This is a genomic window from Streptomyces globisporus C-1027, assembly GCF_000261345.2.
GTDB lineage: Bacteria > Actinomycetota > Actinomycetes > Streptomycetales > Streptomycetaceae > Streptomyces > Streptomyces pakalii.
In genome coordinates this window covers 6,362,793-6,376,230 of the sequence record NZ_CP013738.1, presented here as the reverse complement: position 1 = coordinate 6,376,230, position 13,438 = coordinate 6,362,793, and the positions used below count along the sequence as shown (strand labels likewise).

The window sequence follows — 13,438 nt, the reverse complement described above, 5'->3', positions numbered from 1 at the left end:
CGGGAAGTATTGATCACTCGGGGGGTGCCGCGTAAGCCCCCTCGACCGCCGGGTTCCGCTTCTGTGTCGTCTGTTTCTGTGTCTTCTGTGCGCGGATCAGGTCGCGGTACCAGGCGTACGAGGCCTTCGGCGTACGGGTCAGGGTCTCGTAGTCGATGTGGACCAGGCCGAACCGCTGCGACGCCCCTTCCGTCCACTCCACGTTGTCGGTCAGCGACCAGGTGAAGTAGCCGCGTACGTCCACCCCGGCGTCCATCGCCGCGCGCAGGGCGGTGAGGTGGCTCTCCAGGTAGGCGATCCGGCGGTCGTCGGCGTGCGGTTCCTCCAGGGCGCAGCCGTTCTCCGTGATGTAGAGCGGCGGGAGGCGGTCGCCGTAGCGGGTGTGCAGGGTGGTGACGATCTCGGTGAGGCCCTCGGGGACGACGGGCCAGCCGAAGCCGGTCTTCTCGTACCCCTCGATCTCGCGTATGCCGAAGGGGAGTTCGGCGGGCATGGTGAAGCCGGAGAAGGTTTCCAGGGCCTCCGGTCGGGGGGCGCCGACGAGGGTCGGGTTGTAGTAGTTGATGCCGTACCAGTCGAGCAAGGTGGAGATGACCTTCAGGTCCTCGGCGACCGGGCCCGGCATCAGGGCGGCGAGGCCGTCGTCCGGGTAGCGGCCGGTGAGGACGGGGTCGGCGAAGAGCCAGTTGGTGAGCGTGTCGTACAGCTCCGCGCCGAAGCGGTCCTCCTCGCTGTCCCCGGCCGTCCAGACCGGGGCGTGCGAGAAGGCGGCCCCGATGTTGTCGGCGCCCGCCGCGCGCAGGGCGCGGACGGCGAGGCCGTGGGCGAGGAGCTGGTGGTGGGCGGCGGGCAGGGCGTCGAACAGGAGGGTGCGGCCGGGGGCGTGCTCGCCCAGGGCGTAGCCGAGGAGGGTGACCTCGGCGGGTTCGTTGATCGTGATCCACATGGGGACCCGGTCGGCGAGGCGTTCGGCGACGATGCCGGCGTACTCGGCGAAGCGGTAGGCGGTGTCCCGGTCGAGCCAGCCGCCCGCCTCCTCCAGCGGGAGCGGGGTGTCCCAGTGGTAGAGGGTCGGGGCGGGGGTGATGCCGTGGGCGCACAGTTCGTCGACGAGCCGGTCGTAGAAGTCGAGCCCGTCGGCGTTGACGGCCCCGCTGCCGCCGGGCACCACGCGGGGCCAGCTGACGGAGAACCGGAAGGCGTCGGCGCCGAGCCCGGCCAGCAGGGCGACGTCCTCGCGGTAGCGGGCGTGGAAGCCGGTGCCCCGGGTGGTGTCGGTGCCGTCCTTGATCCGGCCGGGCAGCGCGGCGAAGGCGTCCCAGCCCGAGGGGCCCTTGCCGTCCGCGTCCACCGCCCCCTCGGTCTGGAACGCGGAGGCGGAGGCTCCCCAGAGGAAGCCGGGCGGGAAGATCGGCAGGGACATCGCGGCCTCCAGCAGCCGTACGTGGGAATCCGTATGAGCGGGCGCCTCGCCGGGCAATGATCAGGACCAGACCTTAATCGCCGGTGGCGGGCGGCAACAGAGCCTGTCGCGAGGATCGTGGAGCCCGGGCCCCGGGCGACCGCGCGCCCCGCCCAGGGACGAGGAGTGGTGGATGCAGTTCGAGGTGTGGGCCCCCGACGCGGACTCGGTCGTGCTGGAGGCGGCGGACGTCCGGTCCCCCATGGAGCGTGACGCGGAGCGCGAGGGGTGGTGGACGGCTCGGGCGGAGGCCTCGGACGGGGACCGGTACGGCTTCCGGGTGGACGACGGGCCCCTCCTGCCGGACCCCCGTTCGCGGCGGCAGCCGGACGGGCCCGACGGTCCGAGCGCGGTCGTCGACCAGGAGGCGTACGCCTGGCGCAACGGGTGGGCGGGGCGCCGGCTGAACCGGGCGGTGCTGTACGAGCTGCACGTGGGGACGTACACGCCGGAGGGCACGTTCGACGCGGCGGCGGCCCGGTTGGGCCATCTGGCGGAGCTGGGGGTCACCCATGTGTCGCTGATGCCGGTGTGCCCGTTCCCGGGGGTCAACGGCTGGGGGTACGAGGGCGTCTCGCTGTGGGCGGTGCACGAGCCGTACGGCGGGCCGGAGGGCCTTAAACGCTTTGTCGACACAGCGCACGGGCTCGGGCTCGGGGTGGTCCTGGACGTCGTCCACAACCATCTGGGCCCCTCCGGCAACTACCTGCCCGCCTTCGGTCCGTACTTCACCGACACCCACCACACCCCGTGGGGCGCGGCGGTCAACCTGGACGCGCCGGGCTCGGACGAGGTGCGGGCGTTCCTGCTGGGGAGCGCCCTGGCCTGGCTGCGCGACTACCGGCTGGACGGGCTGCGGCTCGACGCGGTGCACGCACTGGCCGACACCCGGGCGCTCACCTTCCTGGAGGAGCTGTCGGCGGCGGTGGACGCGCTGGCGGTGGAGCTGGGCCGGCCGCTCGGGCTGATCGCCGAGTCCGACCTCTGCGACCCGCGCACCACGACCCCGCGCCCGGCGGGCGGCCTCGGGCTGCACGCCCAGTGGAACGACGACTTCCACCACGCCCTGCACACCGCGCTCACCGGCGAGTCCCAGGGCTACTACGCCGACTTCGCCCGCGCCCCGCTGGCCGCCCTCGCCAAGACGGTGACGTCGGCGTTCTTCCACAACGGGACGTGGTCCAGCTTCCGGGGCCGCACCCACGGCCGCCCGGTCGACGTGTCCCGCACCCCGGCGCACCGCTTCGTCGGGTACGCGCAGACGCACGACCAGATCGGCAACCGGGCGCTGGGCGACCGGCTTGCCTCCTCCCTCTCCCCCGGCCTCCAGGCGTGCGCCGCCGCGCTCGTGCTGACCGGGCCCTTCACCCCGATGCTGTTCATGGGCGAGGAGTGGGGGGCGCGCACCCCGTGGCAGTTCTTCACCGACCACACGGATCGGGAGCTGGCCGAGGCCGTACGCAACGGCAGGCGGCGGGAGTTCGGGGCGCACGGCTGGGCGGAGGAGGAGATCCCCGACCCGCAGGACCCGGCGACCCGGGACCGGTCCTGCCTCGACTGGTCCGAGCCGGAGCGTGAACCGCACGCACGCCTGCTCGCCTGGTACCGCGAACTGATCGCGCTGCGGCGCACGTTGCCCGATCTGCACGATCCCGACCTGGCGGCGGTGAAGACCGCGTTCGACGAGGACGCGCGGTGGTTCGCTTACCGCAGGGGGGATCTGCGGGTCGTGGTGAACCTGGCGGACGAGCCGGCCGCGATCCCGCTCGGCCTCGGACGCCACCGCCGCTCCGGCGGCAGGGTGTTGGCGGCCTGGGAGCCGGTCGAGGCGCCGGGGCCTGACGGGGTGCTGCACCTGCCGCCGGAGTCGTGCGTGGTGCTGGCGGACGACTGAACTCCCTCATCCGCGCTCCTGCTCCTACTCCACGACGGCCAGTTCGCGGGCGGTGGTGTTGAGCCGCCGCCCGCCGTCCTCGGTGACCGCCACGATGTCCTCGATCCGGACCCCGAAGCGGCCGGGGAGGTAGATGCCCGGCTCCACGGAGAAGCACATGCCGGGGACGAGCGGCTGCTCCTCGCCCTCGATCATGTAGGGCGGCTCGTGGGTGGTGACGCCGATGCCGTGGCCGGTGCGGTGGATGAACCGGTCGCCGTAGCCGAACTCGGTGATCACCGCGCGCGCGGCCCGGTCGATCTCCTGGCAGGCGACACCGGGCCGGACGGCGGCGCAGCCCGCCTGCTGGGCCTCGCGGACGATGTCGTGGACCCGCTGCTCCTCGGCGGTGGGCTCGCCGACGTGGACGGTACGGGAGGTGTCGGAGCCGTAGCCGTGCTTCAGGCCGCCGAAGTCGAGGACGACCATGTCGCCTCGCTCGATGGTGCGTTCGCCCGCCTCGTGGTGCGGGTTGGCCCCGTTGGGGCCGGATCCGACGACGGTGAAGTCCACCTGGGAGTGCCCGAACTCCCGCAGCAGCGCGGCGAGATCCATGGCCACGTCGACCTCCCGGCGGCCGGAGAAGCGCACCTTGAGGATTTCCTCGTACGTGGCGTCGGCGGCGGCCCCGGCGGCGGCGAGCCGTTCCAGCTCGGCGGTGTCCTTCACCGCGCGGAGCATCGGCAGGGCTTCGGTGAGCGCGGTGTAGGAGGTGCCGGGCAACTGCCGCTGGAGGCCCAGCAGATGCATCGCCCAGGCGTTGTCGCTGACGCCGAAGCGGCCCTCGGCCGCCAGCAGCGGGGCGGTCACCTCGTACGGGTCCTTGCCGTCGGTCCAGTCCCGCAGGGTCAGCGCGGGCGCCCCGGTGGCGGCGGCCGCGTCGGGGGCCTCCAGGGTAGGCACCACCAGCACCGGGTCGTGGCCGGCCCGCAGCACGAGGAGGGTGAGGCGCTCGGTGCTCACGGGGCGGTAGCCGGTGAGGTGGACGAGGTCGGGGCCCGGCGCGACGATCACCCCGGCGAGCCCGGCCTCGGCGGCGGACTCGGCGGCCCGTGCCATCCGGGCCCGGTAGTCGCCGACGGTGAAGGGCGCGGGCGGAGCGGACGGCTGGACGAAGGGGCTCGGGCTCGACATCAGGACCTCCTGGCGGTGCGACACGGCACACAGCATCCTGCCCGCCGGGCGGGGGGTACGCGACCGACTTCGGGCCGCGTGTCAGGGCTCGGCGTGTCCGCGACCGGCTTCCGGCCCGGCGTGCCTGGCCGGTGGCCGGTGGCTGGTGGCTGGTCGCCGTCAGACCTCGGTCGCCACCGGCCGTCGGTCGCGCCGGTCACCGTCAGACCTCGGCCGCCGTCGACCGTCGCCCGTCGGGCAGCCGCACGACCAGGTCCGCCCGGTCGCGGCCCCGCTCGACCAGCCGGGCGTTCACCTCGTCGGACCGGGCCACCCACTCCTCCGCGTCGCGCCGGAGCCTGCCGTGGTGCACATGCCGGTCGACAAGTCGACGCACCCGGACCTCCGGGTCGAGATCCAGGAACCACACCTCGTCCAGCAGTCCGCGCACCGGGGCCCAGGGCCCGTCGTCGTACAGCAGGTAGTTGCCCTCGGTGACGACGAGCGGGACGTCCGGCGGGACGGGCAGCGACCCGGCGACCGGCTCCTCCAGGGACCGGTCGAAGGCCGGGGCGTAGACCGCGTGCACCGGGTCCGGCGACCGCAGCCGCCGCAGCAGGGCCGCGTACCCGGCCGCGTCGAAGGTGTCGGGCGCGCCCTTGCGGTCGGCGCGGCCGAGGCGGTCCAGCTCGGCGGCGGCCAGATGGAAGCCGTCCATCGGGACGAGCGCGGCGCGTCCGTCCAGGGCCGCGACCAGCCGGTCCGCCAGAGTGGACTTCCCGGCACCGGGCGGGCCCGCGATCCCGAGGATGCGCCGTTGTCCGGTGTCCGCGAGGGCGCGGGCCCGGTCGTTCAGCGCGGCCCGGCCGCCGGTGCTCGTAGCGTCCACGAAGTCCATGCGGCGCATTGTGCCCGGCGGCCGGGGACCGAAGCGCTAGTGTTACGTATAACGTCATCGCTCCCGGACCCTCGCCGCCCTGGAGCTTCCGAAAGGCCCCCCATGTCCCACATCGCCCTGGTCACCCTGGTCGTCCGCGACTACGACGAGGCGCTCGCGTTCTACCGCGACGCGCTCGGCTTCGAACTGGTGGAGGACACCGACTGGGGCGACGGCACCCGCTGGGTGGTGGTGCGCCCGCGCGGGGCGGCGGACGGCACGGGGCTGCTGCTGGCCCGGGCGAAGGACGAGGCGCAGGCCGGAGCGGTGGGGTCGCAGACGGGCGGCCGGGTCGGCTTCTTCCTGCACACCGAGGACTTCGCGGCCGAGCACGCGCGGATGCGCGCGGCCGGGGTGCGCTTCCTGGAGGAGCCGCGCCACGAGACGTACGGCTCGGTCGCGGTCTTCGAGGACCTGTACGGCAACCGGTGGGATCTGCTCCAGCCGGCCGGCTAACACCGACCTCGGCCTGCCCGGGCGGCGTACGTTCGGCGGCCCGGTGTTCGCCAATCTCCTGGCGATGTTCGCCACCGTGGGGATGGCCGTCTTCCTCACCCAGTACCTGCAGTCCGTCCTCGGTCTGCACCCGTTCCGGGCCGCCCTGTGGAGTCTGGTGCCGGCCGTCGGCGCGGCCGTCGCGGCTCCGGTGGCGGCCGCGCTCGCCCAGCGCGTCGACCGCGCGTACGTCATGGGCGGCGGCTTCCTCGTCTCCGCCTGCGGGCTTCTGTGGATGACCCAGGTGCGGGCCGACTCGGCGCTCTGGTTCGCCCTGACCGGCGCCGCCGTCTACGCGGGAGGTCTGGTCGCCGCGATGGCCCTCGCCAACGAACTCGCCCTCGGCGCGGCGCCACCGGAGCGTGCCGGTTCGGCCGCGGCCGTGCTGGAGTCGGGGCAGGAGCTCGGCGGAGCGCTGGGGATGGCCGTCCTCGGATCCATCGGCGCGGCGGTCTACAGCCGGGAGATGGCCGACGCCCTGCCCGCCGGGATGCCGCACGCCGAAGCCGTACGCGAGACGCTGGGCGGCGCGACGGCCGCGGCGGCCCGGCTGCCCGGCGAGACCGCCGATGCCGTACTGACGGCCGCGCGCGACGCCTTCACCCGCGGGATGAGCTTCGCGGCGGTCGGCGCGGCCGTCGTCATGGCCGCGGCGGGTCTCTTCTCCATCGCCTGGCTGCGGGGTACGGGCCGGGCGGAGCCCCCGGCGGAACCGGCCGGCTCCCGGCCCGCCGCACTCCCGTCGTGAGGGCCGACGCCCCTGGTCCGGACCGCCGGGGGCGTCGGCAGTCGGCATTCGGCCCACAGCCGAGGCGCGGCCGAACGCCCTTTGACGACCATGGGTCCATGGAGGCCAAGGAGTCCACGGTGAGCGCCGCACCGGCCGAGCGGCACGCCGGCTGGAACGAGCTGTTCTTCGACCTCGTCGTCGTCGCCGGGGCGGGCCAGCTGGCCCGTCTGCTGCACGACGGCCCCGAGCCGGCGGACCTCGCCCTGTACGCGGTGGTCTACCTGGCCTTCTGGACCACCTGGGCCGGGTTCGCCGTCTACGGGGACATCGCGGCCTCCGAGACCCGGGTCCGTACGCTGCTGATCGCGATGTTCGGCATGGCCGTGATGGCCGCCTCCGTGCACACGGTCCAGTCGAGCCACGCGACCGCCTTCGTCATCGCCTATGTGGCGCTGCGGTGGCAGGCGGGCCAGGTCTGGCGGCGGGGCAGCATCGTGGTGGACTGGCCGCTGGCCCAGTTCGGCGCGGGCGCGGTGCCGTGGCTCGTCTCGCTCTTCGTGGACACCCCGCTGCGCTACTGGCTCTGGGCGCTCGGCATCGCGCTGGACATCGTCACCCTGCTGGTCTCCACCCGCGAGCGCACCCTGCGGCGGGCGGGCGAGCGGGCCGCGCGTCGCCGCGACGGCCGCCCGCCGCCGGGCCCCGCACACGGTCCGGTCGCCGAACCGCCCCGGCTCGGCGAGTCACGGATCGACGCCGCGCACATGGGCGAACGCCTCGGGCTGTACGTGATCATCGTGCTGGGCGAGGGCGTCATCCAGATCATCGACGCGGCGTCCGAGCGCGACGGCTGGGACGGGCCGCTCGCCGCCACCGGCCTCGGGGCGTTCGGGCTGCTGGCCGCGATCTGCACGCTGAGCCTGCTCTACGGCACCAACGGCATCCCCCACCTGCGCAAGGGAGCGCTCGCGCCGAGGCTGGCGATGCTGCTGCACGCGGTGATGACCGGCTTCCTGGTCGCGCTGGCCACGGCGTTGGGTTCGGCGGTCGCGCATGTCGACGACGTGCTGCCGAAGGGCCAGCACTGGCTGCTGTGCGGGGCGATGGCCGGGTATTTCGCGGCCGGTCTGGTGGCGGCGCTGCCGCTCGCGGACCGGTCCGACCGGATCTGGCTGCTGGGCTGGGCGGTGCCGTGCGTGGCGGTGTCGATCGCGCTGGCCCCGCTCGGGGCGGCGCTGCCGGCCTGGGCGACGATCTGGATCCTGGTGGCGCTGGTCTGCTGGCAGATCGCCTACGACCCGGGGGCGCCGGGAGCGGGTCCGTCGGGGCGGCGGTGGCGCAGGCTCCGACGGTCGGTGCCTCGGGTTGCCTGAGCGGGGGCCCGGAGCCCTCAGGCCAGGACTGGGTGTACTGGCGCCCTGGGGTCAGGCCCGGGCGGCCAGCCCCGCCTCGCGTACGGCCACCGCCTCCATCGCGTCCAGCACCGGCCGGATCAGCGGATGGCCCTCGGCCCCCTGGCGTACGGCCGCGAAGACCCGGCGGGTGGGGGCGCTGCCCTCGACCGGGCGGACGACGACCCCGGTCAGCTCCATCCCGCGCAGCGCGGAGCGGGGCACCAGCGCCACCCCGGCGTCCGCCCCGGCCAGGGCGACCACCGCGTGGAAGTCGTCCGACGAGTGGTCCAGGCGCGGGGCGAAACCGGCGTACTCGCAGGCCAGGACCACCACGTCATGGCAGGGGTTGCCCGGGTAAGGACCGATCCACGGGTCCTTCGCCAGGTCGGCGACCGCCACCTGGACCTGGCCGGCGAGGCGGTGGCCCACCGGGAGCACCGCGTCGAACGGCTCCGAGTACAGCGGGACGCGGGTGAGCCGGCGGTCGTCCTCGGCGGGCGCGCCCCGGTATTCGACGGCGACCGCCACGTCCACCTGCCGGTCCAGCACCATCGGCACGCTGGCGTCGCCCTCCGCGTCCTGGACCTTGACCCGGATGCCGGGCGCGGTGCGGGCCAGCTCGGTGAGGGTGGGGGCGAGGACGAGGCCGATGCCGGTGGCGAACGCGGCGACCGTGACCGTACCGGCGATGCCCGCGCTGTAGTCGGCCAGCTCCGCCTCGGCCCGCTCCAGCTGGGCGAGGACCAGGTTGGTGTGGCTGAGCAGGATCTCCCCGGCGGCGGTGAGCCGGGCACCGCGTGCCCCGCGTTCGACGAGGCGGTGGCCGGTCTCCTGTTCCAGGGCGGCGAGCTGCTGGGAGACGGCGGAGGGCGTCAGGTACAACGCGGCGGCGGCCGCGGTCACGGTGCGGTGGTCGGCCACCGCACGGAGGATTCGCAGCCGCCGCGCATCGATCATGTGCCCATTGTCCCAGGTGGTGGCGGAACCACCGACCCGGTTCGCGGGTCAGGCGGCTTCCGCCTCCAGCGCGGCCCGGGCGTCGACGAACGCGTCCACGGCGCGGTTCACATCGGCGGTGGAGTGCGCGGCCGAGAGCTGGACGCGGATGCGGGCCGCGCCCTGCGGGACGACGGGGTACGAGAAGCCGATCACGTACACACCGCGCTCCAGGAGCAGTTCCGCCATCCGGCCCGCCTTGCCCGCGTCGCCGATCATGACGGGGGCGATGGCGTGGTCCCCGGGCAGGATGTCGAAGCCCTCGGCGGTCATCCGGGTGCGGAACAGCTCGGTGTTGGCGGCGAGCTGCTCGCGCAGGTCCCCGGCGGACTCCAGCAGGTCGATGACCTTGAGGGAGGCGGCGGCGATGACCGGGGCGAGGGTGTTGGAGAAGAGGTACGGGCGCGAGCGCTGGCGCAGCAGGGCGACGATCTCCGCGCGGGCGGCGACGTAACCGCCGGAGGCTCCGCCGAGCGCCTTGCCGAGGGTGCCGGTGATGATGTCGACCCGGTCCATCACGCCGTGCAGCTCGGGCGTGCCGCGGCCGCCGGGGCCGACGAAGCCGACGGCGTGCGAGTCGTCGACCATGACCATGGCGTCGTAGCGGTCGGCCAGGTCGCAGATCTCCTGGAGCGGGGCGACGTACCCGTCCATGGAGAAGACACCGTCGGTGACGATGAGGCGGCGGCGCGCGCCGGACGCCTCCTTGAGCTGCGTCTCCAGTTCGGCCATGTCGCGGTTGGCGTAGCGGTGGCGCTTGGCCTTGGAGAGCCGGATGCCGTCGATGATGGAGGCGTGGTTGAGGGCGTCGGAGATGACGGCGTCCTCGGGGCCGAGCAGGGTCTCGAAGACTCCGCCGTTGGCGTCGAAGCAGGAGGAGTAGAGGATCGTGTCCTCCTGGCCGAGGAAGGCCGAGAGCCGCTGCTCCAGCTCCTTGTGGACCTCCTGGGTGCCGCAGATGAAGCGGACCGAGGCCATCCCGTAGCCCCAGCGGTCCAGCGCCGCGTGGGCGGCGGCGATGACCTCGGGGTGGTCGGCGAGGCCGAGGTAGTTGTTGGCGCAGAAGTTGAGGACCTCGCCGGGGCGGCCGCCGGAGGTGACCTCGACGGTCGCGGACTGCGGGGTGCCGATCACGCGCTCGGGCTTGTGCAGCCCGGCGGCGCGGATCTCGTCGAGGGTGGTGCGCAGATCGTCGCGTACGGAGTCGAACATGCGGATTCCTTAAGAGATCAGGTAACGGACCAGGTGGGAGGCGGTCAGGCGGTCCAGTCGAGGATGACCTTGCCGCCGAGGCCGCTCGCCGCGTCGTCGAAGGCGGCCTCGAAGTCGCGGAAGCCGTACCGGCCGGTGATCACGGGGGCGAGGTCGAGGCCGCCCTCCAGCAGGACGGACATGGCGTACCAGGTCTCGAACATCTCGCGGCCGTAGATGCCCTTGATGGTGATCATCGAGGTGACGATGCGGGCCCAGTCGACGGCGAACTCCTCGGCGGGCAGGCCGAGCATGGCGATCCGGCCGCCGTGCGTCATGTTCGCGACCATGTCGCGCATCGCCTCGGGGCGGCCGGACATCTCCAGGCCGATGTCGAAGCCCTCGCGCAGGCCGAGTTCGCGCTGCCCGTCCGCGATGGTGCTCTCCGCGACGTTCAGGGCGAGGCTGACACCGACCTTGCGGGCCAGGGCGAGGCGGGCCTCGCTGACGTCGGTGATGACGACGTTGCGGGCGCCTGCGTGCTTGGCGACGGCGGCGGCCATGATGCCGATCGGGCCCGCGCCGGTGATCAGGACGTCCTCGCCGACCAGCGGGAAGGAGAGCGCGGTGTGCACGGCGTTGCCGAACGGGTCGAAGATCGCCGCGATGTCGTGGTCGACGGGAACCCGGTGCACCCACACGTTGGAGGCGGGCAGGACGACGTACTCCGCGAACGCCCCGTCGCGACCGACCCCGAGGCCGATCGTGGAGCGGCAGAGGTGGCGGCGGCCTGCGAGACAGTTGCGGCACTTGCCGCAGACGAGGTGGCCCTCGGCGCTGACCAGGTCGCCGGTGGCGATGTCGGCGACGTCGGAGCCGGTCGCGGCGACCTCGCCGACGAACTCGTGGCCGAGGATCAGCGGGGTGGTGACCGCCTGCTGGGCCCAGCCGTCATAGGCGCGGATGTGCAGGTCGGTGCCGCAGATGCCGGTGCGCAGGACCTTGATCAGGACGTCGGTGGGGCCGTACTCCGGCTCCGGCACGTCCATCAGCCACAGTCCGGGCTCGGCCTTCTGCTTGACGAGTGCCTTCACGGCTGTGGCTCCCTGACGTCGGTACGCGAGTGAATACCCCGGGCCGCGGGGCATGTCGGAGAACCCTGTGGCCCGGGGTGGTCTTGGGTGTCACCCCCCATGGTGGGGGTTCGGCGGGACGGGACGGAGCATCTCGGAAAGCTCCACGCGCCGTCCCCGGCCGTCACCGAGAAGGCTGCCGTACGGCGGGGCCCCGGTCCATCGAGGATTTCTTAAGCGCCGCCGCAGGAGATCTTCACACCTGGCCGGGGCTTCACCGACCGCTGCCGCCGGACGCCTCCCGGACCTCTCCGTACGGGCCCAGGAAGCGGGGCGGCCGTGCTCGGCCCTTCACCTCGACGGCGGTGAGCGACCCGCGCCTCAGCTCTTCGGCTCCGGAGCGGGGCCGAGGTAGCGGAGGCTGCGGTCCTCCACCCGGTACAGGTGGGCGTCCCGGCCGACGAGCTGCCGGCGCTCGTCGTCGAAGGCGTAGGAGCGCGAGACCCCCTCGTACCGGGCGGCGGCGATCGCGGCGGTGAGGGCCGACCGGTCGGGCAGGCCGTCGCCGGAGGGCGTGACGCCCGCGGACGCCTCCTTGACCGCCGCCTCGGCGAGCGCGGCCAGCTCGCGGGCGACGAGCCCCGCCACGTCGTACGCCTCGGCGGACCAGGCGGCGGGCGCGGCGCCGAAGCGTTTGCGGTGGGCGGCGGCGAACGTCGCGGCGGCCGGGGCCGTGGCGTCGGTGAAGGGGGCGACGAACTCCCAGCCATCGGCCGCCGCGCCCGCCAGTTCGAGGAACTCCGGCCCCATAACGGTGTGTTGAGCCATCCGCGGTCCGGCGTAGGAGCGGCCGGCCAGGATGCGGGCGACCCGGGCGGCGCCGGCCGCGTCACCGGCGTAGAAGAGGGCGTCGCTCCGTTGCGAGAGGAGGTCGGTGATGACCGGTCCGAAGGCGGTGGTCCCGGCCGGCACCACGCGGGGGTGGGCGGTGCCGGCGGTGAGCCTGGGGGTCAGCTGGTTGGCCGAGTAGCCCGACTGGTAGGCCGCCTGCCCGCCGGACCGGTCGATCAGGACGCCCAGCCGGTCGGCGTCGGAGCGCAGGAGAAGGCGGTTGACGATGGGCACGGCGAGCGAGGCGTAGGAGGGGACGGCCTGGAAGAAGGAGGCGTTGGCGCGGCGCGGGAAGGTCGTGTGGAGGGCCGAGACCGTCAGGAGCGGCATCACGGCTTCGTCGTACGCGGACAGGGCGGCCCCCGCCGCCTCGTCGCCCGTGGGACCGATGACCGCGACGACCTCCTGGTCGTGGGCGAACTCCTCGGCGACCCGGACCGAGCGGGTGAGGTCCCCCTGGTCGTCGAGGACCTTCACGGCGAGCCGGAAGGGCCGTCCGTCGAGGGAGTTGAAGCGGTCGACGGCGAGCCGGACGCCGCGTTCCTGGGCGCGCCCGGCGGCGCTGAGGGGCCCGGTGAGGTCGGCGTGCACGCCGATGATCAGGCGCCGTCCGCCGGGAGCCCCGTCGCCTCCCGCACCCTCCGCTTCGTCGCCGGCGGGCCGTAGGGCGGCGAAGGCTCCGCCGCCGAGGGCGAGAGCACCCCCGGCCGCGAGGAGCAGGAACCGCCGTCGGGCGGGGTCGGCGGGTCGCAGGTCGTCCATCGCCGGGCCTCAGTTCTGCTTTTCGACGGCGGATTCCAGCCGGGCCGGCAGGGCGGCCTGTGCCTGGACGACCAGGTCGTCGATCTCGTCCCGGGTGCGCCCCTTCGCCCCCTCGCCGGTCACGGCGACGGTGAACTGGAGGGTCGGCGCCTGCTGCCAGGCGTAGGGGTGCGGCCCGCCGAGTTCAAAGCTCCGGTACTCCCCCACCTCGTCGAGCCCGTCCCCGGAGCCCGGGGACGGGCTCGACGAGGTGGGGGGCCGCTGCGCCGTCCCGTGTTCGTCCGCCGCACCCGCGCAACCGGTCAGCAGCACAGCGGCCGGGGCGCGGGACGGCGCGAACCGGCCTCCTCTTAACGGCACGTGACAGGTCACAGCGCTTCCCCCGCTCCTCCTCGACGCCGTATCGATCATAGGTTCGGCGGGCCGTCGCCGTGGAGGGGTACGGGCACTGTTGCCTCATC

Annotated in this window: 11 protein-coding genes and 1 pseudogene; 4 read left to right on the top strand and 8 right to left on the bottom strand. The window is 73.8% G+C overall.

What is annotated here, in order from left to right:
- Nucleotides 1-13: 13 nt before the first annotated feature.
- On the bottom strand, nucleotides 14-1,423 hold the full coding sequence (locus WQO_RS28110) for a GH1 family beta-glucosidase (protein WP_010059336.1): 1,410 nt from the start codon (nucleotides 1,421-1,423) through the stop codon (nucleotides 14-16).
- A gap of 172 nt (nucleotides 1,424-1,595) precedes the next feature.
- On the opposite strand from WQO_RS28110, the gene treZ reads away from it, so the two are divergent.
- Complete coding sequence (gene treZ / locus WQO_RS28105; RefSeq protein WP_010059337.1) at nucleotides 1,596-3,356, top strand: malto-oligosyltrehalose trehalohydrolase; 1,761 nt, start codon at nucleotides 1,596-1,598, stop codon at nucleotides 3,354-3,356.
- Nucleotides 3,357-3,380: 24 nt separating this feature from the next.
- Here treZ and WQO_RS28100 read toward each other — a convergent pair whose 3' ends face one another.
- Entirely contained in the window at nucleotides 3,381-4,529 is a 1,149-nt protein-coding gene (locus WQO_RS28100) for an aminopeptidase P family protein (protein WP_029182174.1), read from the bottom strand.
- A gap of 202 nt (nucleotides 4,530-4,731) precedes the next feature.
- The gene (locus WQO_RS28095) at nucleotides 4,732-5,406 is read right to left on the bottom strand and encodes a nucleoside/nucleotide kinase family protein (protein ID WP_010059340.1); all 675 of its coding nucleotides are present in this window, start codon (nucleotides 5,404-5,406) and stop codon (nucleotides 4,732-4,734) included.
- 102 nt (nucleotides 5,407-5,508) lie between these two features.
- Here WQO_RS28095 and WQO_RS28090 point away from each other — a divergent pair, with 102 nt between their 5' ends.
- The 3 genes from WQO_RS28090 to WQO_RS28080 all read left to right on the top strand — a co-directional run bounded on the left by WQO_RS28090 (nucleotide 5,509) and on the right by WQO_RS28080 (nucleotide 8,043).
- Nucleotides 5,509-5,901, top strand: a complete 393-nt coding sequence (locus WQO_RS28090) for a VOC family protein (protein ID WP_010059343.1) — start codon at nucleotides 5,509-5,511, stop codon at nucleotides 5,899-5,901.
- Between the two features lie 43 nt (nucleotides 5,902-5,944).
- Nucleotides 5,945-6,688, top strand: a complete 744-nt coding sequence (locus WQO_RS28085; protein ID WP_010059345.1) for an MFS transporter — start codon at nucleotides 5,945-5,947, stop codon at nucleotides 6,686-6,688.
- Between the two features lie 98 nt (nucleotides 6,689-6,786).
- Entirely contained in the window at nucleotides 6,787-8,043 is a 1,257-nt protein-coding gene (locus tag WQO_RS28080) for a low temperature requirement protein A (protein WP_010059347.1), read from the top strand.
- 51 nt (nucleotides 8,044-8,094) lie between these two features.
- Here WQO_RS28080 and WQO_RS28075 read toward each other — a convergent pair whose 3' ends face one another.
- The 5 genes and pseudogenes from WQO_RS28075 to WQO_RS28055 all read right to left on the bottom strand — a co-directional run.
- Nucleotides 8,095-9,021 (bottom strand): LysR family transcriptional regulator, encoded by a 927-nt coding sequence (locus WQO_RS28075; RefSeq protein ID WP_010059349.1) that lies wholly within the window; start codon nucleotides 9,019-9,021, stop codon nucleotides 8,095-8,097.
- 48 nt (nucleotides 9,022-9,069) lie between these two features.
- Nucleotides 9,070-10,272 (bottom strand): glycine C-acetyltransferase, encoded by a 1,203-nt coding sequence (locus tag WQO_RS28070; RefSeq protein WP_010059350.1) that lies wholly within the window; start codon nucleotides 10,270-10,272, stop codon nucleotides 9,070-9,072.
- Nucleotides 10,273-10,316: 44 nt separating this feature from the next.
- Entirely contained in the window at nucleotides 10,317-11,345 is a 1,029-nt protein-coding gene (gene tdh, locus WQO_RS28065) for an L-threonine 3-dehydrogenase (RefSeq protein WP_010059351.1), read from the bottom strand.
- Between the two features lie 360 nt (nucleotides 11,346-11,705).
- The gene (locus WQO_RS28060; RefSeq protein WP_010059352.1) at nucleotides 11,706-12,977 is read right to left on the bottom strand and encodes an ABC transporter substrate-binding protein; all 1,272 of its coding nucleotides are present in this window, start codon (nucleotides 12,975-12,977) and stop codon (nucleotides 11,706-11,708) included.
- Nucleotides 12,978-12,986: 9 nt separating this feature from the next.
- A pseudogene (locus WQO_RS28055) lies at nucleotides 12,987-13,205 on the bottom strand (hypothetical protein); the annotation flags it as partial.
- Between the last annotated feature and the right edge of the window lie 233 nt (nucleotides 13,206-13,438).

Bases quoted from the DNA above. Each gene is read 5' to 3' on its own strand.
- WQO_RS28110 (WP_010059336.1), bottom strand. From the start codon at position 1,423: ATGTCCCTGCCGATCTTCCCGCCCGGCTTCCTCTGGGGAGCCTCCGCC.
- treZ (WP_010059337.1), top strand. From the start codon at position 1,596: ATGCAGTTCGAGGTGTGGGCCCCCGACGCGGACTCGGTCGTGCTGGAG.
- WQO_RS28100 (WP_029182174.1), bottom strand. From the start codon at position 4,529: ATGTCGAGCCCGAGCCCCTTCGTCCAGCCGTCCGCTCCGCCCGCGCCC.
- WQO_RS28095 (WP_010059340.1), bottom strand. From the start codon at position 5,406: ATGGACTTCGTGGACGCTACGAGCACCGGCGGCCGGGCCGCGCTGAAC.
- WQO_RS28090 (WP_010059343.1), top strand. From the start codon at position 5,509: ATGTCCCACATCGCCCTGGTCACCCTGGTCGTCCGCGACTACGACGAG.
- WQO_RS28080 (WP_010059347.1), top strand. From the start codon at position 6,787: ATGGAGGCCAAGGAGTCCACGGTGAGCGCCGCACCGGCCGAGCGGCAC.
- WQO_RS28075 (WP_010059349.1), bottom strand. From the start codon at position 9,021: ATGATCGATGCGCGGCGGCTGCGAATCCTCCGTGCGGTGGCCGACCAC.
- WQO_RS28070 (WP_010059350.1), bottom strand. From the start codon at position 10,272: ATGTTCGACTCCGTACGCGACGATCTGCGCACCACCCTCGACGAGATC.
- WQO_RS28060 (WP_010059352.1), bottom strand. From the start codon at position 12,977: ATGGACGACCTGCGACCCGCCGACCCCGCCCGACGGCGGTTCCTGCTC.